Here is a 20,411-nt window from a genome sequence, read left to right as displayed (position 1 = left end):
GCCGCTCGACAGGAGTCCCCGTGACCGCCATGAACTACGCCCCGCACCACACCTCCCAGGCCGTGGCCGCCCGTGCCACGCAGCTGTCGAAGGTGTACGGCCAGGGCGAGACCCAGGTGGTCGCGCTGGACAACGTCTCCGTCGACTTCGCCCAGGGCCAGTTCACCGCGATCATGGGCCCCTCCGGCTCCGGCAAGTCCACGCTGATGCACTGCGTCGCCGGCCTGGACACCTTCTCCGCCGGCTCGGTCCGCATCGGCGAGACCGAGCTCGGCAGCCTCAAGGACAAGCAGCTGACCCAGCTGCGCCGCGACAAGATCGGCTTCATCTTCCAGGCCTTCAACCTGCTGCCGACCCTGACCGCGCTGGAGAACATCACGCTGCCGATGGACATCGCCGGGCGCAAGCCCGACCGCCAGTGGCTGGACAGCGTGATCTCCATGATCGGCCTGTCCGAGCGCCTCTCCCACCGCCCCACCCAGCTCTCCGGCGGCCAGCAGCAGCGCGTGGCCGTCGCCCGCGCCCTGGCCTCCCGCCCCGAGATCATCTTCGGCGACGAGCCCACCGGCAACCTCGACTCCCGCTCCGGCGCCGAGGTGCTGGGCTTCCTGCGCAACTCGGTCCGCGAGCTCGGCCAGACCGTCGTCATGGTCACCCACGACCCGGTCGCCGCCTCCTACGCGGACCGCGTCATCTTCCTCGCCGACGGACGCATCGTCGACGAGATGCGCGAGCCCACCGCCGACGGCGTGCTCGACCGGATGAAGGCCTTCGACGCCAAGGGCCGCACCAGCTGACACGGGGCCGCCCGGCGGCACCCCGCAGCCCTCCGCACAGACTTCCAGCCCCAGGACTGAGACCCCCATGTTCCGTACCGCCCTGCGCAACGTCCTCGCGCACAAGGCCAGGCTGCTGATGACGGTCCTCGCCGTCACCCTCGGCGTCGCCTTCGTCTCCGGCACCCTCGTCTTCACCGACACCCTCAGCAAGGCCATGTCCAACCAGTCCGCGAAGTCCTACGAGGGCGTCGCGGTCTCCGTCACCGACCACGGCCGCACCCGCGGCGACGACGGCCAGAAGCAGGGCGACCCCGGCATCGGCCAGCCGGTCCTCGACAAGATCAAGGCCCTGCCGGGCGTCGACTCCGTCTCCGGCCGCGTCCAGGGCTTCGCGGGCGTCGGCGACCAGGACGGCAAGCTGATCGGCAGCGGCTGGGCCAACGCCGGATCCAACTTCGCCCCCGTCAAGGACGGCAAGGACCCGCGCTACACCTTCACCGAGGGCTCCGGCCCCGTCCAGGACGGCCAGATCGCGCTGGACAAGGACAGCGCCGCCAAGGGCAAGTACCACGTCGGCGACAAGGTCCGCGTCGCCACCAACGGCCCGGTCCGGGAATTCACCCTGACCGGCGTCTTCACCACCGAGGACGGCGCCGTCAACGCGGGCGGCAGCCTGGTCCTCTTCGACACCAAGGTCGCCCAGGAGCTCTACCTCCAGCCCGGCTTCTACAGCGAGCTCTCCATCGCGGCGAAGGCCGGCACCGACGCCGACCGGCTGCTCGCCGACGTCAAGCCGTTGCTGTCCGAGAGCTCCGACGCCAAGACCGGCGCCGCGCTGGCCGCCGAGCAGGCCAAGGACATCGAGCGCGCCATGTCCGGCATGAGCACCGGCCTGCTGATCTTCGCCGGCGTCTCCCTCTTCGTCGGCATCTTCCTGATCTACAACACCTTCACGATGCTGGTCGCCCAGCGCACCAAGGAGCTGGCGCTGCTGCGCGCCATCGGCGCCCACCGCGGCCAGGTCAAGCGCTCGGTCCTCGCCGAGGCCGGCGTCGTCGGCCTCGTCTCCTCCGTCATCGGCCTTGCCTGCGGCATCGGCCTGGCGGTCGCGATGCGCTCCGCCATGGAGCTCTTCGACGCCAAGATCCCGGCCGGTTCGCTGGTCATCGCCCCGGCGACCGTCCTGATCGCGCTGGTCATCGGTGTCCTGGTGACCATGCTCGCCGCCTGGCTGCCCGCCCGCCGGACCGCCAGGATCGCCCCGGTGGCCGCCATGGGCAGCGTCCACCTGCCCGCCACCATGAAGTCCCTGGTGCTGCGCAACATCATCGGCAGCGTCCTGGCCGTCATCGGCGTCGGCGTGGTCCTGCTCGGCGCCGGCCAGAAGAGCGAGGGGCGCACGACCATCGCCGCCGGTGCGTTCTTCCTGGTCATCGGCCTGTTCGTGCTGCTGCCGATGCTGTCGCGGCCGGTCATCGCCGCGATCCGCCCGCTGCTGGAGAAGGTCTTCGGCGTCTCCGGCAAGCTGGCCGCGCAGAACGCGGTCCGCAACCCGCGCCGCACCGCCGTCACCGCCGCCTCGCTCACCATCGGCCTCACCCTCGTCACCGCGATGTCGGTCATGGGCATCACCATCGGCCAGGCCGTCGACCGGCTGAGCACGCAGAACATCAAGGCCGACTACCGGGTCACCATGGCCGGCGAGGGCATGAACCTCGACAAGTCGGTGCTCCCCGCCCTGGAGAAGGGCAAGGGGGTCACCGCGGTCTCCCCCAAGACCATGGAGATCGTCAGGTTCGGCGGCGACTCCCGGACGGTCAGCGGCGTCAACCCCGCGGCCCTCGACGCCGTGCTGGCCGTGAAGACCACCGCGGGCGACCTGGCCTCCCTCGGCCGGGGCGAGCTGATGGTCTCCGCGAAGGAGGCGCAGAGGAAGGGCCTGTCGGTCGGCTCGACCGTCGACGTCCGCTACGACGACGGCCGGCAGGGCAAACTCCGGGTCGGCGCGCTGTACGACGGCAAGGACCAGCTCGAGGACTACGTGCTCGACAACAAGATCCTCGCCGCGCACAACGAGTCCCAGTACCTGCCCGAGGTGCTCGTGAAGACCACCGGCGGCACCTCCGCGGCGAGCCAGCAGGCCGTCGTCGACGCCCTGGGCAAGAACCCGGCGATCAAGGTCTCCGACAAGGCCGCCATGCGCGACGAGATGGCCGGCATGATCAACACGGCCCTGAACATCATGTACGGCCTGCTCGGCATGGCCCTGATCATCGCGGTCCTCGGCGTGATCAACACCCTGGCGATGTCGGTCTACGAGCGCCAGCAGGAGATCGGCATGCTGCGGGCGGTCGGCCTCGACCGCGGCAAGGTCAAGAACATGATCCGCCTGGAGGCCGTGGTCATCTCGCTCTTCGGCGCGGTCCTCGGCATCGGCGTCGGCGTCTTCCTCGCCTGGGCCGGCGGCCGGACGATCGCGGGCTCCGTCCCCGGCTACGAGCTGGTGATCCCCTTCGACCGGATCGGGATCTTCTTCCTGCTCGCCGGCCTGGTCGGCGTCCTGGCCGCCATGTGGCCGGCCCGCAGCGCCGCCCGGCTGAACATGCTGACCGCCATCAAGACCGAGTAGCGCGGGCGCGGCGCACGCAGCGTGAGGGCCCCGGGGCACGTGCCCCGGGGCCCTCACGCGTACGTCTTCACCCGTACGTCTTCACCCGTACGTCTTCACCCGTACGTCTTCACGCGTACGTCTTCACGCGCACGCCCTCACGCGCACGCCCTCACGCGCTCCAGGTGCGCGTCCGCAGCGGCATGCCCGAGGCCCCTCCGCCCCCGGGCCGTACCGCCAGGACCTGGTTGACCCCGAGCCGGTTGTGTTCGAACCCGAGCGCGGAGGCCGCCATGTAGAGCAGCCAGACCCGGGCGCGGCCGGGCGAGGTCAGCCGTACGGCCTCCTCCCAGTGCTCCTCCAGCCGGGCCACCCACGCCCGCAGGGTCAGCGCGTAGTGCTCGCGCAGCGCCTGGACGTCGCGCACCTCGAAGCCGGCCCGCTCCAGCTCGCCGACCGTGCCGCCGATCGGGGAGAGCTCCCCGTCCGGGAACACGTACGCGTCGATGAACTCGTCGATCCTGTACGCCTCTTCGTCGGGCTCCGGGCGGCGCGCGATCTGGTGGTTGAGCAGCCGGCCGCCGGGCGCGAGCAGGGCGTAGAGGTTCCCGGCGTACTCGCGGTAGCGGGCGGAGCCGACGTGCTCGGCCATGCCGATCGAGGAGATCGCGTCGTACGGGCCGTCCTTGACGTCCCGGTAGTCCTGCACCCGGATCTCGATCCGGTCGGTCAGGCCCTCCTCGGCGATCCGCTTGCGGGCGTACGCGGCCTGCTCGCGCGACAGGGTCACGCCGGTGGCCCGGACCCCGTACTCGCGGGCCGCGTGCAGCACCATGGAGCCCCAGCCGCAGCCCACGTCCAGGAGCCGGTCGCCCTCGTTGAGGCCGAGCTTGCGGCAGACCAGGTCGAGCTTGTCCCGCTGGGCCTCCTCCAGGGTGCCGCCCGGGCTCCAGTAGGCGCACGAGTAGACCATCGAGGGGCCCAGCACCCGCTCGTAGAACTCGTTCCCCACGTCGTAGTGGTGGCTGATCGCCTGGCTGTCGCGCCGCTTGGAGTGGGCGGGGCCGGCCCGGCGGACGGCCTCCTCGGGGGGCGGCGGCGGCGCGGTCCAGGGCCGGGCCAGCCCCACGAGCTCCCGTACGGCGGCCCGGGCCGCCGGCTCGCGGAGTAACGCGGCCGTCCCGGCGGCGCCGGAGGCCCTGGCGGGCAGGTGCGGGCGCAGGACGGCCAGCTTGCCCAGCCCGGTGCGCGGCGGCGCCTCGGGGGCGGGGGCGGGCTCCCGTTCCCAGAGCAGTCCGGCCACCCGGTGCAGTACCTCGAACAGGTCGCCGTCGACCGTCAGGTCCCCGGCGACCCAGGCGCGGGCCAGCCCCAGCTCTCCGGGCTTCCACAGGATGCGGCGCAGGGCGCGCCGGTGGTTCAGCACGAGCGTGGGTCCGTCGGCGGGACCGGCTTCGCTGCCGTCCCAGGCCCGTATGCGGACGGGCAGGGGGGCGCCCAGCAGGGTCTCGGCCAGGGCGGCCAGCCGCGGCGCGGCGTCGGTCATCGTAGGCACCTCCATGAGTTCCGACCGAACGGCCTACCCATTCCGGGCCCGCGCCAACCGGAAACGGCGCCGGGGTACGCCGAAGGGGCCGCCCGCACCACGGATGGCGGGCGGCCCCTTCGGGGACGTGCTGGTACTGCTCAGGATCCTGCCGGAGCGCGCCGGGTCAGGAGGCCTTGGCCTTGGCGGCCGGAGCCGTCGCGGCGGCGGCCGGGGCCGGAGCCGGCTTGGCGGCCTCGTAGAACTCCTCGCGCGGGGTCTCCAGCGCACCGAGGGAGACGACCTCGCGCTTGAGGAACATGCCGAGGGTCCAGTCGGCGAAGACGCGGATCTTGCGGTTCCAGGTCGGCATGGCCATGCCGTGGTAGCCACGGTGCATGTACCAGGCGAGCCGGCCCTTGAGCTTGATCTTCATCTTGCCCATGACGATCATCGCGACGCCCTTGTGGAGGCCGAGGCCCGCCACCGCACCCTTGTTGGAGTGCGAGTACTCCGACTGCGGGAAGCCGCGCATGCCGGAGATGACGTTGTCGCCGAGGACCTTGGCCTGGCGCAGCGCGTGCTGGGCGTTCGGCGGGCACCAGGCGTTCTCGACGCCGGCCTTGCGGGCGGCCATGTCGGGAACCTGGGCGTTGTCGCCGGCGGTCCAGATGTAGTCCGTGCCCTTGACCTGGAGGGTCGGCTCGGCGTCCACGTGGCCGCGCGGGCCCAGCGGCAGGCCGTAGCGGGCCAGGACCGGGTTGGGCTTGACGCCCGCGGTCCACACGATGGTGTTGGAGTCGACCTCGAGGCCGTTCTTCAGCACCACGTGGCCGTCCACGCAGGAGTCCATGGAGGTGTTCAGGTAGATCTCGATGCCGCGCGACTCGAGGTGCTCCTTGCCCCAGGTGCCGAGCTTGGGCCCGACCTCGGGAAGGATCTTGTCGGCCGCGTCGACCAGGACGAAGCGCATGTCCTCGCGCTTGATCGTGGAGTAGTACTTCGCGGCGTCGCGTGCCATGTCCTCGACCTCGCCGATCGTCTCGGCGCCGGCGAAGCCGCCGCCGACGAAGACGAAGGTGAGCGCACGGCGGCGGACGTTCTCGTCCGTCGTGGACTCGGCCTTGTCGAGCTGCTCGAGGACGTGGTTGCGCAGGCCGATGCCCTCTTCCACGCCCTTCATGCCGATGCCCTGTTCGGCGAGGCCGGGGATCGGGAAGGTGCGCGAGACGGCGCCGAGCGCGATCACCAGGTAGTCGAAGGGCAGCTCGTACGCCTCGCCGACCAGCGGCGTGACGACGGCGACCTTGCGGTCCTGGTCGATGGTGGTGACCCGGCCGGTGAGAACCTCTGCCTTGGGCAGCACGCGTCGCAGCGGTACGACGACGTGCCGAGGCGAGATGCTGCCTGCGGCCACTTCGGGGAGGAAGGGCTGGTAGGTCATGTACGAGCGCGGGTCGACGACCGTGACGGTCGCCTCGCCGTAGCGCATCTTCTTCATGATGCGCTTGGCTGCGTACAGGCCTACGTACCCACCTCCTACAACGAGGATCCTGGGACGCTCCGTGGTGCTCATGCATTGAGTATCCAGCACCCCAAGGGGTGACGCTCGTGAGCCCCTTCACAAGGTGAGGCAGGGCCTCTGTTACACTGCGCGGCCCACGTGACCCAGATCATGGTCCGCGACGGGAACCACGCCCCTTCGGGAATCGTTGTTCACCCGTCCTGAACTGGCCTCCGAGGCCTGAACCGGACTGGACCACCGGCGTTCGTCCTTACCTCTGATACGAAACCCGTCGCGTCCTTTCTTCACACAAACGCACGGAGAAACGGCCCTGCGACCCCCTAGAAGGCCTCGAACGGACCTTCTGTTGACCTTGCGGCCCGGTTTTCCTTGTGAAGAACTTCACGAAGTTCATGTGGACGAAGGGACTTTCGGCCTCCGAAGGCCCCTTCCGGGCCCCTCGCGCGGTCCGCGCGCGGCCCCCGCGCGGCGCCCCCTCGCCCCGCCCACGACCCCGGCATCGGGCGGAACCCGATCTTCAGCCCCACCGGCACCCGGCCGGCACCCCCCGTGGGCCGACGAGTTGCCCGCGCGTGAGGCGGCGGCCGTGCTCGCCGCGGGCGAACCGACCGTGACCATGGCCGAGGAGCTCACGGGGCCCTCCGGCCGCCACAGGCTCCGGGTCGGCAGCTATCGGATCGCCTACCAGGTGCTGGACGGCGAGCTCGTCATCCTCGTCGTCAAGGTCGGAGACCGCCGCGAGGCCTACCGCAACATCTGAACCCGGAACGCGACGGCGGCGCTCCGGTGGACTCACCGGAGCGCCGCCGTTCGGCTGTGTTGCGGTCAGGACCGCTGCTTGCCGGCCTCGGCGTCTTCCGCCGTTTTGATGGCGATGCCGTCGAGGATGTCGTGCTCCGAGACCACGACCTCGCGCGCGCCGGTCCGCTCCATGATCGCCAGGAGGACCAGGGCGCCGGCGCCGATGACGTCGACCCGGCCCGGGTGCATCACCGGGATCGCGGCGCGTTCGGCGTGGGTGGAGGTGAGCATCCGCTCGCTGATCTCGCGGACCCGCTCGTAGGGGATGCGGGCGTGGTGGATCGCGGCGCTGTCGTACGCCGGCAGGTCCAGGGCGATGGCGGCGACCGTGGTCACCGAGCCCGCCAGCCCCACCAGGGTGCGGGCCCGCGCCAGCGGCACCGTCGCCCCGGCCAGGTCGAGCGCCGCCTCGATGTCGGCGCGCATGGCGGCGACCTGGGCGGCGGTCGGCGGATCGCTGACCTCGCCGTCCACCACCAGGTGGCGTTCGGTCATCCGGACGCAGCCCACGTCGACCGAGCGGGCGGCGCTCACGTGCTCCTCGCCGACCACGAATTCCGTCGATCCGCCGCCGATGTCCACGACCAGGAACGGCCGCTCCAGGTCGGTGCGGCCGGCCAGCTCCTTGGTCGCGCCGGTGAAGGAGAACTCCGCCTCCTGGTCTCCGGAGATGACCTCGGGCTCCACGCCCAGGACGTCCAGGACGCCCCGGACGAACTCGTCCCGGTTCTCGGCGTCGCGCGAGGCCGAGGTGGCCACGAACCGCACCCGCTCGGCGCCCAGTTCCTTGATCACCGCCGCGTACTCGCGGCAGGCCGCGAAGGTGCGCTCCAGCGCCTCCGGGGCCAGCCGGCCGGTGCGGTCCACGCCCTGGCCCAGCCGGACCACGGTCATCCGGCGGTCCAGCTCGGTGAGCTCCCCGGTGGCGGGGTCGTGGTCCGCGACGAGCAGGCGGATGGAGTTCGTACCGCAGTCGATGCCCGCGACCCGGGTCACTCGGACTCCTTCCGCTCCGCGCACGGGGTGACGCAGGCGCCCTTGGCCCACCACTCGGGCAGCATCGCCAGGGCCTCGTCGCCGAACGGGTTCACCCCGGGGCCGGCCGCCAGCGAGTGGCCGACCAGCACGTGCAGGCACTTCACCCGGTCCGGCATGCCGCCGGCGCTCGGGAAGCCCTGGAGCACCTCGATGGCGTCGCGGCGCTCGATGTAGTCCTCGTGCGCGGCCCGGTAGGCGGCGGCCAGCTCGGGGTCGTCCGCGAGGCGGGCCTGCATCTCCTTCATGACGCCGTTGGCCTCCAGCGTGCCGATGGCGGAGGCCGCCCGGGGGCACGTCAGGTAGTACAGCGTCGGGAAGGGGGTGCCGTCGGGCAGCCGCGGGGCGGTCTCGACGACGTCCGGCTGGCCGCAGGGGCAGCGGTGCGCGATGGCGCGCAGCCCGCGCGGCGGGCGGCCGAGCTGCTGCTGGAACGCTTCGATGTCCGCGTCGGTCGGCTCGGTCCGGTCGGTCTGGGGCGGGGGCGTCTGCATGCCTGGAGGAAGTCTCTTCGTTCTCGTGGATGGGTGCGGGCGGGCGCGGGGCTCACTCGCCGGGACGGTCGGCCTTGTCGACCCCGTCCCATACGTTGGAGTACCAGGGGCGGTCGGATCCGGCCTCCCCGCCGCGATGGTGTTCCGCGGCTCCGGAACCGGGGTCGGTCATGATGTAGCCGATCTCCCCCGGGCGCAGGAAGTGCAGGTGCCTGCGGGCCTGCTGCTCCGCGTAGGCGGGGTCCTGCCAGCGGGCCTTCTCGTCGCGGAGCTGGTCGAGGCGCCTGCGCGCATCGGCGGCGGCCCGCTGCTGGTCCGCGATCTCCGAGCGCTGGGACACGTACTGGCGCATCGGATACGCGAGGGCGACGACCAGGGTACAGAGGACGAGCACCAGCAGGGCCGCCCGTCCGGTGAGGCGGCTGCGGCGGACGACCCGGCGGGACTGCGAGCGGTAGACGTGCGCCGCGGTGCGTTCGCCGAGCTGGCGCAGCCTGGTCGCCGTCGAGAAGGTGGAGAACCGGTCCCGGTTCCCGGCCATGGTCCCGCCTCCCCTGTGCGCGCACTACGCAATACGTCCCCGCACACGGTACGGGACCGAGTGCGGGGACGTACGGAGGCGAGACCCGCAGGCCCCGATTAGCCCTTGAAGCGGGGGAACGCGGAGCGGCCCGCGTACACGGCGGCGTCGTCGAGGATCTCCTCGATGCGCAGCAGCTGGTTGTACTTGGCGACGCGGTCCGAGCGGGCCGGGGCGCCGGTCTTGATCTGGCCGCAGTTCACGGCGACGGCGAGGTCGGCGATGGTGACGTCCTCGGTCTCGCCCGAGCGGTGCGACATCATGCACTTGAAGCCGTTGCGCTGCGCCATCTCGACGGCGTCGAGGGTCTCGGTCAGCGAACCGATCTGGTTCACCTTCACGAGCAGGGCGTTCGCGGAGCCCTCCTCGATGCCGCGGGCCAGGCGCTCCGGGTTGGTGACGAAGAGGTCGTCGCCGACGATCTGGACCTTGGTGCCCAGCTTGTCGGTGAGGGTCTTCCAGCCGGCCCAGTCGTCCTCGTACAGCGGGTCCTCGATGGAGACCATCGGGTACGCGGAGACGAGCTCCTCGTAGTACTCGGTCATCTCGGCGGCCGAGCGGGACTGGCCCTCGAACTCGTACTTGCCGTCCTTGTAGAACTCGGACGCGGCGACGTCGAGCGCGAGCGCGATGTCCTTGCCCGGGACGTATCCGGCCTGCTTGATGGCCTCGACGATGAGGTCCAGCGCGGCGCGGTTGGACTCCAGGTTCGGGGCGAAGCCGCCCTCGTCGCCCAGGCCGGTGGACAGGCCCTTGGTGTGCAGGACCTTCTTGAGGGTGTGGTAGACCTCGGCACCCCAGCGCAGCGCCTCGGAGAAGGACTCCGCGCCGATCGGGGCGATCATGAACTCCTGGATGTCGACGTTGGAGTCGGCGTGCGACCCACCGTTGAGGATGTTCATCATCGGAACGGGCAGCAGGTGCGCGTTCGGGCCGCCGAGGTAGCGGAAGAGCGGCAGGTCCGAAGCCTCGGACGCGGCGTGCGCGACGGCGAGGGAGACGCCGAGGATGGCGTTGGCGCCGAGGGAGCCCTTGTTGTCGGTGGCGTCCAGGTCGAACATGGCCTGGTCGATCAGGCGCTGCTCGGTGGCGTCGTAGCCGACGAGCTCCGGGCCGATCTGCTCGATGACGGCGAGGACGGCCTTCTCGACACCCTTGCCCATGTAACGGTTGGGGTCACCGTCACGGAGCTCGATGGCCTCGAATGCACCGGTGGAGGCGCCGGACGGGACGGCAGCACGGCCGGTGCTGCCGTCGTCGAGGCCCACCTCGACCTCGACCGTGGGGTTGCCTCGGGAGTCCAGGATTTCCCGGGCTACGACGACGTCGATGGACGGCACGAGCATCTCCTTCTGGGATGTGACGCTGGGTGTGCGGTGGCGTGTCAGGCCGTGGGACGGCCTTGCCGACTAGAGCCTAACCGGCTCCGGGCACTCGACCGTCCGACCGCCCGGGTCCTGGGACGAAAAAGGGACCGAATACCCCTCTTCCCGGACATAAGACTCTGGGAACGGGGCCGGCCGCGGCGGCTCCGGGGGGCGCGCCGGGCGGCGGACAGCACGCCGCCGCCCGGCGCGTGGGGGGATACGCGTCGGGCGGCGGACGGTGTCACGGGTGCCGCGCCGTCAGGGGGCGCGACGGTGTTGCGCGGGAGTTCAGCCGACCTTCAGCTTCTGGCCCGGGAAGATCAGGTCGGCATCGTCGACGATGTCCTTGTTGAGCTCGAAGAGCTTCTCCCAGCCGCCCTGGACGTTGTTGGCCTGGGCGATGGTGCCGAGGGTGTCGCCCTCCTTGACCTCGTACGAGCCGTTGCCGGTCTTCACGGTGTCGGACTTCGGGGCGGTCTTGACCGGCGCCGGGGTCTCGGAGCGCTCGGAGCGGGTGACCGGGGCCTCGGCGGGGCGCTTGGACTCCGACTTCGGGGTGGCCGGCTTGACGGGCGCGGGCTTCGCGGGCTTCGCGGCCTCGGGCTTCGTGGCGGGCTTCGGCTTGGCCGGGGTGGAGGTCGAGCCGCCGCCGTTGTACGAGGAGTTGGACAGGCCGACGCCGCAGGACGGCCAGGCGCCCTTGCCCTGGCCCTTGAGGACCTTCTCGGCGATGGCTATCTGCTGCGACTTGGAGGCCTGGTTGGCCTGCGCGGCGTACGCCTTGCCGCCGTACGCGGCCCACGTGGAGGCGGAGAACTGCAGACCGCCGTAGTAGCCGTTGCCCGTGTTGATGGACCAGTTGCCGCCGGACTCGCAGGAGGCGACCTTGTCCCACTCGGTGGCGGTGGCGGCGCTGGCGGAGCCGGCGGCCATCAGCGGGGCCGCGACGGCGACACCGGCGACACCGGCGAGCGTGACGATGCGGACGGCCTTGGAGCCGCGACGGTGCTTGCCCTTGCCGGAAAGCAGCATGGAGTTCTCCTCACCGACGCCTTCGAGGTGAGCTGTCGGGTTCGGGCGGATGAGTTGCCCGGTCACGTGTCGAGCACGTGGCTTAACCCCTAGCCGGTCGTGACCGTCTCTCAACGGCCGTTCCCGGCGACTACCTTGGTTCCCCCGCTCCTGCCTTCGGCGCTTTACGCGACGACTGTTCCCTCCGTCCGCCGGCAGGATTCGGCGATGCGGTCGAAGGAGCTCGCGGTGGCGAGCGATTCAGAAGGTAGGCAGGTCTCTCCTGGATGTTCAACGCGAGACATCAGGGAGAAACCGGCCTACTTGCGTTCCGAAAGTGCACGTTTGCGCAGGTGGGGGCAGGGTTTGCGGAAGTTCCGGAACCAGACACGCCAGTTGACCGGAAGAGACGCATGTCTCACTTGCCGATAACGGACATTCAGCTCTTTCTGGATGCCCGAACTGCCCCTATTCCTTGGTTAGATCCAGGTTCTGACCGGGCTTGATGAGGTCCGCGTCCCCGCCGATGACCTGCTCGTTGGCCTGGTAGAGGGCGTTCCAGCCCCCCGTGAGCCCGTTGGCGTGGGCGATGGCGGTGAGGCTGTCGCCCGGCTTCACCGTGTACGTGGGCTCCGCGGCGGCGCCTGACGCAGCGCCAGGGGCCGCCGGCACCTCGATGGCCGCCGGGCCGCGGTGCTTGCCCGCGCCGTCGGTCTTCTCCCCCTCGGGGGTGGAGGGCGTGGCCCCGGGGGCGGTGGCTCCCACGGTGGCGCCGGGGACGGCCGGGGCCGTCGGGTCCACGGGGGCGGTCGGGCTGACCGGGGCCGTCGGGGCGGTCGGGTCCGCCGGGGTGGACGGCGTACCCGGGGTGGACGGCGTACCCGGGGTGGTCGCCGGCGGCACGGACGGGTCGGTGGAGGGCACCGGGTAGTCCGGGTCGGGCATGACGGGCAGTCCGCTGGTGGGACCCAGCGGGTAGTCCGGCAGGCCGCTCGGGCCGCCGGAGGGCGAGGAGCCCGGCTGCGGGGTCGGGGCGCCGAAGTCCGTCGGCTTCCCGCCCGAGCCGGTGGCGGGCACCGAGGCGTCCGGCCGGGACGGGGAGGGGGCGACCGGTCCGGGCGCGCTGCCCGGGTCCACCTGGGCGGCCGGCCCCTGCTGGGTCAGCCCGGCCGAGGCGGAGCACAGCGGCCACGCCTGGGGGCCCTGGGAGGCCAGCACCCGTTCGGCGACGGCGATCTGCTGGGAGCGGCTCGCGAGGTCGGGGCGCTCGGCGTAGGCGAGCCCGCCCGCGTTCTTCCACTGCTCCAGGGTGAACTGGAGCCCGCCGTAGGCCCCGCTGCCGAAGTTGGCGCTCCAGGTGCCGCCGCTCTCGCAGTCGGCCACCTTGTCCCAGGTGGCGGTGTCCGCGGCGCCCGCGCTGCCTGCCGCGAGCAGCGGCAGGGCCAGGGCGGAGCCGGTGACTCCGGCGGTGACGACCAGGGCGGGTACCTGGCGGGGACGTCTGTGGCGGCCGTTCCCGGAACGCATGAGGCTGCACCTTTCGCATAACGGCGGGGTAACGGCAGAACCTAGCCGCCTTCGAACGGATGTCACAAGTTCGACGGTGGACTGACTTCCGGTCAGCCGACCGGAAGCCGCCGCCCCGTTGCCGGGCGGCCGCGCCGCCGTCCGGCGGCGCGGCGGGCGCTCAACCGTTTCGGGGTGTGAAGCGGACCGGCAGGGTGCGCAGGCCCCGCATGATGAGCCCGCCGCGCCAGCGCAGGTCGGCAGGGGGAACGGCAAGTTCCAGATCCGGCAGACGCGTCAGCAAAGTCGCGAGCGCCGTCTGGCCCTCCAGACGGGCCAGCGGGGCGCCGAGACAATAGTGGATGCCGTGGCCGTAGCCGAGGTGCTGATTGTCACTCCGCGAAAGGTCCAGGGTGTCCGGGTCCGCGAACCGGTCGGGGTCGCGGTCGGCCGCCGCCAGGACCACCAGGACGGGGTCCCCGGCGGCGATCCCCCGGCCGCCGAGGGTCAGCGGCTCGGTGGCGAACCGCCAGGTGGCCAGCTCCACCGGGCCGTCGTAGCGCAGGAGTTCCTCGATGCCGGTCTCCAGGAGCGCGCTCTCCCCCGCCGCGAGGGAGGCCTGGAGGCGCACGCGCTGGTCCGGGTTCATGAAGAGGGCGTGCAGCCCGTTGCCGATCAGGTTCACCGTGGTCTCGAAGCCGGCGAAGAGCAGGATGAAGGCCATCGCGGTGGCCTCCGCCTCCGTGAGGTGGTCCCCGTGGTCGCTCGCCCGGATCAGGTCCGAGATGAGGTCATTGCCCAGATCATCCCGCTTGCGGTGGATGAGTTCCCCGAGGTAGGTCCGCATCTGCTTGACGGAGCGGGCCACTCCGCCCCGCGGGCCGCCGCCGTGGCGGATCATCATCCCGGCCCAGTCGCGGAAGTCGTCCTGGTCCTCGCGCGGTACGCCGAGCATCTCGCAGATGGCGTAGATGGGGAGCGGGAAGGCGAACTCATGGATGAGATCGGCCTCGCCCGTCGGCGCGTCCCCCGCCTTCTCGACGATCCGGTCGATCAGCTGGTCGGTGAGCTCCTGGACGCGCGGGGTGAACTCGGCGACCCGGCGCGGGGTGAACGCCTTCGACACCAGCCGGCGCAGCCGGGTGTGGTCCGGCGGGTCGATGTTCAGCAGGTGCGTCATCAGCTCCGCCTTGCGCTCCCCGGGGATTCCCGTCTTGCCCTTGGCGTGCGCGGGTTCCGCGTGGTGCGCGGGGTTCTTGCTCAGCCGCTGGTCCGCGAGGGCCTGCCGGGCGTCGGCGTACCGGGTCACGAGCCAGGCCTCGACCCCGCTGGGGAGCTTGGTGCGGTGCACCGGCGCGTGCTCGCGCAGCCAGGCGTAGGCCGGGTAGGGGTCGGTCGCGAACTCCCAGTCGAAGAGCGTCGGGCCCTGGGGGGCGGCGGGGTCGGCGGGGGGCGGAGAGGTCTGCTCATGCACCCGATGACGTTATCCCGCCCGGAAGCCGCCACCCCATATAGGTGGTTCGCCGCGGCTGTCCGTAGATCGGCCGTCGCTTGACCTCGCCTTCCCCGGCCTTCCTACTTTCGGTGTTGTGGATGTGAGGATCTTGAAACGCAGTTTCGCGGTGGTGGAACGACGGGCCGAGCACACGGTCAAGTTCTTCTACGCCCACCTCTTCTGGCACAACCCCGGACTCCGGGCCCTCTTCCCGGCCTCCGCCGACGGCATGGAACGCCAGCGCGACCGGCTCTTCGCCGCGCTCACCCATGTCATCGCCCACCTGGAGAGCGGGACGCTCGTCCCCTATCTGCGCGACCTCGGGCGCGACCACCGCAAGTTCCTGGTCGGCCCCGAGCACTACGCCGCCGTCGGCACCTCCCTGCTCGCCGCCCTCGCCGAGACCTCGGGCGAGGCCTGGACCCCCGACGTCGAGAAGGCCTGGAGCGAGGCCTACCAGTTCATGGCCGACGCCATGACGACCGGCGCCCGCTCCAGCGCCGACCCGCCCTGGTGGGACGCCGAGGTGGTGCGCCACCTGCGCTACGGCCGGGACATCGCCGTCCTGACCCTGCGCCCGCACGCCCCGCTCCCCTACCGGCCCGGCCAGTACGTCAGCGTGAACAGCGAGCGGGTGCCGGCGACCTGGCGCACCTACTCCCTCGGCAACGCGCCCCGCGCCGACACCACCGTCGACCTCCACGTCAGCCGCATCGAGGGCGGACGGCTCAGTACGGCCCTGGTCCGCGAGGTCGGGCCGGGCGAAGGGCTGCGGCTCGGCGCCCCCGGCGGCGGCCTGTTCCTGCGCCGCGCGGACCGGCCCCTGACCCTCATCGGCGCCGGGACCGGCTGGGCGCCGGTCCGGGCCCTGCTGGAGGACCTGGTGGAACGCCCTCCCGATCAGGACGTACGGCTCTTCGTCGTCGCCCGGGACGCCGCCCACCTCTACGACCGCCCGCTCATCGACGCGTACGCCGCCTCCTGCGGCTGGCTCGCCGTCACCTACATCACCCCCGCGCCCGGGCAGCACCGCGACCAGGCCACCGGCCGGCTGGCCACCGCCCTCGGCAACCGGGGCCTGTGGCGGGAGCAGGACGTCTACCTGAGCGGGCCGCCGCCGTTCATCGAGGAGACCGCCCGGCTCCTGGCGGAGCTCGGCACCCTCCCCGAGCGGCTCTTCCACGACGCGGTCCCCGCCCGCGGCGCCGCCGCGGCCCGGCCCCTCGGCTTCGGCGAATGGTTCCTGAGCCGCCCCGACCCGCACTGGCACAACCCCTCGGCACGCGCCCCGCGGCGCGAAGGCTGACCCGACCGCCGAACCGGCCGCCCGACCGGCCTGCGGATCAGCCGCCCGACCGGCCGCCCGCCGGGCCGACGCCCTCGGCCGCCCTGATCGCGTCCCGGTAGGCGCGGGCCGCCGCCCGCAGCGCCGTCTCGGGGTCCGTCCCCTGCTCCTCGGCGCGCGCCGCCAGCGCGAGCAGTTCGTAGCCGATCCCCTCGCCCCGGGGCAGTTCCACCCCGAGGTCCGCGGCGCGGGCCCGGCCGGCGAGCTTGGCCGCGAGCGCGAGCCCGGGCTGCGCGACCGGGATCCCGTCGGTGACCGACTCCCGCTGCTTCTCGACCGCCTTGGTGGCCTGCCAGTGCGCGTTGACGTCCTCGGGGGAATCGGCCCGCGCGTCCCCGAAGACGTGCGGGTGCCGGCGGATCAGCTTGTCCACCAGGTCCCCGGCGACGTCGTCGATGGAGAACGCCGGCGCGCCCTCCCCTTCTTCTCCCTCTTCTCCTTCTTCTCCTTCTTCTCCCGCGGCCGCCGCCTCCTGCGCGATGCGGGCGTGGAAGACGACCTGGAGCAGCACGTCGCCGAGCTCCTCGCGCAGGGCCGCCCGGTCACCGTCCTCGATGGCCTCGACCAGCTCGTACGCCTCCTCGATGGCGTACTTCACCAGGCCCTCGTGGGTCTGCGCGGAGGTCCAGGGGCACTCCCGGCGCACCCGGTCCATCACCTGCACGAGGTCGAGCAGCCGCGCACCCGGCAGGTCGTAGGAGCCGGGCAGCAGCTCCAGGTCGGGCATGCTGACGCGGCCGGAGCCGGCGAGGCGGGCCAGGCCGTCCGTCAGCCGCCGGTCCCCCTCGCCACCCGGCAGCACCACGACCGTACGGCCGCCCGCGCAGGCCCCGATCAGCCCTTCGGCGTCGGGCACCTCCCGCACCACCCGCACCCCCGCCTCCCGCAGGTACGGCAGCTGCGGGTGCTCCGGGTCGGCGCACAGGACGAGGTCCGCGGCGCGCAGGGTCTGCCAGGCCGGCCAGGACAGCAGCCCGGGGGCGACCCGGTGGCTGGCGGTCAGCAGGACGATCCGGCCCACGCCCACGCCCCCGGCGGGGGCGGATGCGGGGGCGCGCGCGGCGTCGGAAGCGGGAGCGGGTTCGGCGGTGTGGTCGGTCACCCTCCGAACCTACCTCCGCCCGCGCGTCACGCGCCGCCGAGGGCCGGTACCTCGGGCCGGGTGCGCTGGGTGATCCACGGGGTCTGCTGGTCGCCGAGGATGATCTGCTGCGCGTCCCACTTGCCGTAGCGCGGGTTCACCTCGATGTGCAGGGCCTTCGCCGCGGCCCCCAGCTGGGCCAGCGCCTTGTCCTGGCTGCCGTAGTGCGCGAAGAGCTTGTCGCGCAGCAGCTTGAAGCGGGCGTCCGCCTCCAGCTGGTCCGGCGCCAGCTGCGCCTGCTGGAGCGCGGCCGCCTCCAGCCCCGCCCGGCCGCCCGCCTGCTGGAGCTGCGTCTTGCGCAGCTCCTCGATCTCCTTGGTGGTCACGTTCAGGCCGGCGTCGTCGGCGGCCCGCTCCAGGACGGCGGTCTGGATCATCTTGTTGAGCTTCAGGCGTTCCAGTCCGGCGGTCGCCTCGATGAGCTGCGCGCCCTGATCGGAACGGTTCTGCGCCGCGCGGACGTCCTTGACCTGGGCCTGGAGGGCGGAGGTGGTGATGCGTTCCCCGCCGACGACCGCCGCCGTACCGGGACGGGTACCGCCGGAACAGGCGGCAAGCAGGGGGGCCGCCGCGAGCAGGGCGGCGGAGACGGAGAGCGCTGTGCGACGGTGCAAAGGAGCCTCCAGGGCCGGGAGATTGTGCGTCGGTGCACAAGGGCCGTGCGGTGATCGATGGTATGCAGTCAGGGTGGTCCGGGCCACCGCTTCGACCAACGATTCCGGGGGTGTTGGGGTGCGAGTTCACTCCCCGGCCACCACCGTGCCCTCCGTCCCTGGGATGGTCGTCTCACCATGTCGACTCAGCAGCTCGCCCCGCACCGCGCCGCGGACCGGCCGGCGTCCCCCACCGCACGGCGTTCCCCGCGCCGGTCCGGCCTGGCCGGATCGGCGTTCGCGGCCCTGGTCACCCTCGTCGCCGTGTGCGGCGGGGACGCGGTCGCGCGGGTGTTCCCGTACGGGCCCCGGCACCGCAGCGTCAACGACCTCGGCAACCAGTTCGTGCCGTTCCACGCGCACCTGTGGGACCTGCTGCACGGCCGGGCGCGGGGCGGGCTCCTCTTCAACTGGCAGTCCGGGTACGGCACCAGCTTCCTGCCCGACCTCGGTACCTATCTGACCAGCCCCTTCGCCGCCCTGGTGGCATTGTTCCCGCGCGCGGACATCGACCTCGCGGTGTACGTGGTCACGGTGCTGAAGATGGCGGCCGCGGCGGCGGCCATGGCCTGGCTGCTGCGCACGCAGCGGCGCGGGCCGTGGTGGGCGGCCGGGCTGCTCGCGGCCTCGTACGCACTGTGCGGCTGGTCGGTGATCGAGGCCTCCTACAACCCGATGTGGCTGGACGGGCTGATCGCCTTCCCGCTGCTGTGCCTGACCGGCGAGTGGGCGCTGCGCGGGCGGCGGCCCGTACTGGGGGTGCTGGTGGTGACCGTCTCGTGGACGGCGAACTTCTACACCGCCTACATGGCCACGCTCGGCGCCGCCCTGGTGCTGCTGGTACGGGTGGTGCTCACCCGGGAGGGGGCGCGCGAGCGGGCCCTGGTGGTGGGCCGGGCGGCGGGGCGGGTCGTGCTCGGCATCGCGCTGGCCGCGCCGGTGCTCGTCCCGCTGTTCCTCAGCTCGAAGCAGGCCTACCCGGGCTGGTCGCGGCAGTTCGGGCCGGTGCCGTGGTCCGACCTGTTCGCGCGGCTGATGCCGGCGACGTACTCCTTCAACTCCCCCGCCGTATTCGTGGGCACCGGAACGCTGCTGCTGGCGGCGGCGCTCCCCTTCCACCGCGCCGTGCCCGCCCGGACCCGCATCTGGTGGGCGGGGCTGGTCGCGGCGGTGCTGCTGTCCTTGCAGTGGGAGCCGACCCATCTGGCCTGGCACCTGTTCGCGACGCCCAACGGCAGCGCGTACCGGCAGACCTTCGTGCTGGCCGGGGTCGTGGTCATCGCCGCGTGGACGGGGCTGACGGCCGGACCGCTGCCGGCCCGGGCCCTCGCCGCGGGCGCGGCGGTGCTCGCGGCGGCGCTCGGCTGGGCGAGCGGCAGCCCCCTCGCCACCGGCTGGGGCTACGGCCTCTTCGGCGGCGGGCTGGCCCTGACGGCCGGCGCCTGGTGGGCGCTGCGCCGGCCGCGGCTGCTGCTGCCCGCGGCCGGGCTGCTGGCCCTGGCGCTGGTGGGGCAGGCCGCGGCGACGACGGCGTACGGGCACAAGGGGAAACTGGCCGGGCTGGACGACTACCCGTCCTGGAACGCGGCGCACGCCCGGCGCGCCGACGCCCTCGCGGAGGCCGACGGCTGGCCCGCGTACCGGACCGACGCGGGACGGCCCGCCCTGTCGGGCAACGACCCGATGCTGCTGGGCGGTGAGGGCGGCGCCTACTACAGCAGCCACACCCCGGACGTGTTCACCCGCACCATGCAGGCGCTGGGCGCGGGCTGGACCTCGCGCGGCCGCAACGTGCAGAGCATCGACAACCCGGTGACGGACGCGGTGTTCGCGGTCGGCGCGCGGCTGAAGCCGGACGGCACGGTGGCCCGCGCCGAGGTCCCGCCGCTGGTCACCGTCCATCCGGCGGAACCCGGCCTCGCCTACGGACCATCCCCCTTCGCCAACCAGGAACTGCTGCTGGGGGCGAAGGTGTACGAGGGCCCCGTCGCGCCCGGGGTCTGCCGGGCGGGTACGGACGCCTACCTGTGGGCGCCGGAGTACAACGCGACGGCCCGCCTGGCCGACGGCCGGCCCTGGCGGCTCGGCGGCAGCGCCCCGCGCAACCGGGCCGCGCTCCAGCCGCTGGGCACCTCGCGCGGGCCCGCCTCGAAGCTGGTCTTCGACCGGCCCGCCCCGCCCCTGTGGGCGCTGTCCTGCCTGGACCGGACCCGTCTGGCGGACGCGGTGTCGGCCCTGCGCGCCTCGGCCGCGACCTCGGTACGGGTGGGCTCCTCCGGGCTGCGCGCCACCCTGCCGCCGGGCAGTACCGGTACGGCGGTGATCGCGGTCCCGGCGGTGGCGGGCTGGACCTGTGACGGCCGGGCCGGCGGGTCCCGGCTCGGCCTGCTGGCGGTCCCCCTGGACGGCCGCACCACCACCGTGACCTGCTCCTTCCGTCCGCCGGGCCTGCTCGCGGGGACGGCGGCGGCCGGGCTGGCGGCGCTGGTGGTGCTGGCGGCGGCCGTCAGGCGCCGGCACCGGGCCCGGTGACCGGGCGCCGGGGC

16 protein-coding genes and 1 riboswitch are annotated in these 20,411 nt (G+C 72.5%); of the genes, 5 read left to right on the top strand and 11 right to left on the bottom strand.

What is annotated here, in order from left to right:
- Positions 1-29: 29 nt before the first annotated feature.
- Together ACGFXC_RS23610 and ACGFXC_RS23605 are read left to right on the top strand one after the other, a co-directional pair.
- Complete coding sequence (locus tag ACGFXC_RS23610) at positions 30-797, top strand: ABC transporter ATP-binding protein (RefSeq protein WP_393715895.1); 768 nt, start codon at positions 30-32, stop codon at positions 795-797.
- Between the two features lie 67 nt (positions 798-864).
- Positions 865-3,408, top strand: coding sequence for an ABC transporter permease (locus ACGFXC_RS23605; protein WP_393715771.1), 2,544 nt, complete (start codon positions 865-867; stop codon positions 3,406-3,408).
- 151 nt (positions 3,409-3,559) lie between these two features.
- Here ACGFXC_RS23605 and ACGFXC_RS23600 read toward each other — a convergent pair whose 3' ends face one another.
- Entirely contained in the window at positions 3,560-4,933 is a 1,374-nt protein-coding gene (locus tag ACGFXC_RS23600) for a class I SAM-dependent methyltransferase (protein ID WP_393715769.1), read from the bottom strand.
- A gap of 166 nt (positions 4,934-5,099) precedes the next feature.
- Complete coding sequence (locus ACGFXC_RS23595; protein WP_393715767.1) at positions 5,100-6,488, bottom strand: NAD(P)/FAD-dependent oxidoreductase; 1,389 nt, start codon at positions 6,486-6,488, stop codon at positions 5,100-5,102.
- Positions 6,489-7,053: 565 nt separating this feature from the next.
- On the opposite strand from ACGFXC_RS23595, the gene ACGFXC_RS23590 reads away from it, so the two are divergent.
- Positions 7,054-7,197, top strand: a complete 144-nt coding sequence (locus ACGFXC_RS23590) for a type II toxin-antitoxin system RelE/ParE family toxin (RefSeq protein WP_393715893.1) — start codon at positions 7,054-7,056, stop codon at positions 7,195-7,197.
- A 65-nt stretch (positions 7,198-7,262) separates the two neighbouring features.
- Here the strand turns inward: ACGFXC_RS23590 and ACGFXC_RS23585 are convergent, their stop codons facing one another.
- From ACGFXC_RS23585 to ACGFXC_RS23555, 7 genes are all read right to left on the bottom strand, one after another.
- On the bottom strand, positions 7,263-8,234 hold the full coding sequence (locus tag ACGFXC_RS23585) for an exopolyphosphatase (RefSeq protein ID WP_393715765.1): 972 nt from the start codon (positions 8,232-8,234) through the stop codon (positions 7,263-7,265).
- On the bottom strand, positions 8,231-8,767 hold the full coding sequence (locus ACGFXC_RS23580; RefSeq protein ID WP_393715763.1) for a DUF501 domain-containing protein: 537 nt from the start codon (positions 8,765-8,767) through the stop codon (positions 8,231-8,233). Before ACGFXC_RS23580 ends, ACGFXC_RS23585 begins: the two co-directional genes overlap by 4 nt.
- A gap of 52 nt (positions 8,768-8,819) precedes the next feature.
- Positions 8,820-9,308, bottom strand: a complete 489-nt coding sequence (locus tag ACGFXC_RS23575) for a septum formation initiator family protein (protein WP_393715761.1) — start codon at positions 9,306-9,308, stop codon at positions 8,820-8,822.
- A 98-nt stretch (positions 9,309-9,406) separates the two neighbouring features.
- A complete protein-coding gene (eno, locus tag ACGFXC_RS23570) occupies positions 9,407-10,693 on the bottom strand; it encodes a phosphopyruvate hydratase (protein WP_266628651.1) in 1,287 nt (428 codons plus the stop codon).
- Between the two features lie 309 nt (positions 10,694-11,002).
- On the bottom strand, positions 11,003-11,746 hold the full coding sequence (locus ACGFXC_RS23565) for a transglycosylase family protein (protein WP_393715759.1): 744 nt from the start codon (positions 11,744-11,746) through the stop codon (positions 11,003-11,005).
- Positions 11,747-11,748: 2 nt separating this feature from the next.
- Positions 11,749-11,918: riboswitch (cyclic di-AMP (ydaO/yuaA leader) on the bottom strand.
- 275 nt (positions 11,919-12,193) lie between these two features.
- Entirely contained in the window at positions 12,194-13,252 is a 1,059-nt protein-coding gene (locus tag ACGFXC_RS23560; RefSeq protein ID WP_393715757.1) for a transglycosylase family protein, read from the bottom strand.
- Positions 13,253-13,412: 160 nt separating this feature from the next.
- Positions 13,413-14,705, bottom strand: a complete 1,293-nt coding sequence (locus tag ACGFXC_RS23555) for a cytochrome P450 (protein ID WP_393715755.1) — start codon at positions 14,703-14,705, stop codon at positions 13,413-13,415.
- Positions 14,706-14,826: 121 nt separating this feature from the next.
- On the opposite strand from ACGFXC_RS23555, the gene ACGFXC_RS23550 reads away from it, so the two are divergent.
- Entirely contained in the window at positions 14,827-16,032 is a 1,206-nt protein-coding gene (locus ACGFXC_RS23550; protein WP_393715753.1) for a globin domain-containing protein, read from the top strand.
- 37 nt (positions 16,033-16,069) lie between these two features.
- Here ACGFXC_RS23550 and ACGFXC_RS23545 read toward each other — a convergent pair whose 3' ends face one another.
- Positions 16,070-17,173: a nucleoside triphosphate pyrophosphohydrolase gene (locus ACGFXC_RS23545; RefSeq protein ID WP_393715751.1), complete on the bottom strand. Its 1,104-nt coding sequence runs from the start codon at positions 17,171-17,173 to the stop codon at positions 16,070-16,072.
- A gap of 26 nt (positions 17,174-17,199) precedes the next feature.
- Entirely contained in the window at positions 17,200-17,826 is a 627-nt protein-coding gene (locus ACGFXC_RS23540) for a SurA N-terminal domain-containing protein (protein ID WP_393715749.1), read from the bottom strand.
- A 177-nt stretch (positions 17,827-18,003) separates the two neighbouring features.
- Here ACGFXC_RS23540 and ACGFXC_RS23535 point away from each other — a divergent pair, with 177 nt between their 5' ends.
- Complete coding sequence (locus ACGFXC_RS23535) at positions 18,004-20,397, top strand: YfhO family protein (RefSeq protein ID WP_393715747.1); 2,394 nt, start codon at positions 18,004-18,006, stop codon at positions 20,395-20,397.
- Positions 20,398-20,411: the final 14 nt, after the last annotated feature.

Source organism: Streptomyces sp. NPDC048507 (genome assembly GCF_043199995.1).
Classification (GTDB): Bacteria; Actinomycetota; Actinomycetes; order Streptomycetales; family Streptomycetaceae; genus Streptomyces.
The sequence above is the reverse complement of the archived record's forward strand: the minus strand, read 5'-3'. Positions and strand labels throughout refer to the sequence as shown.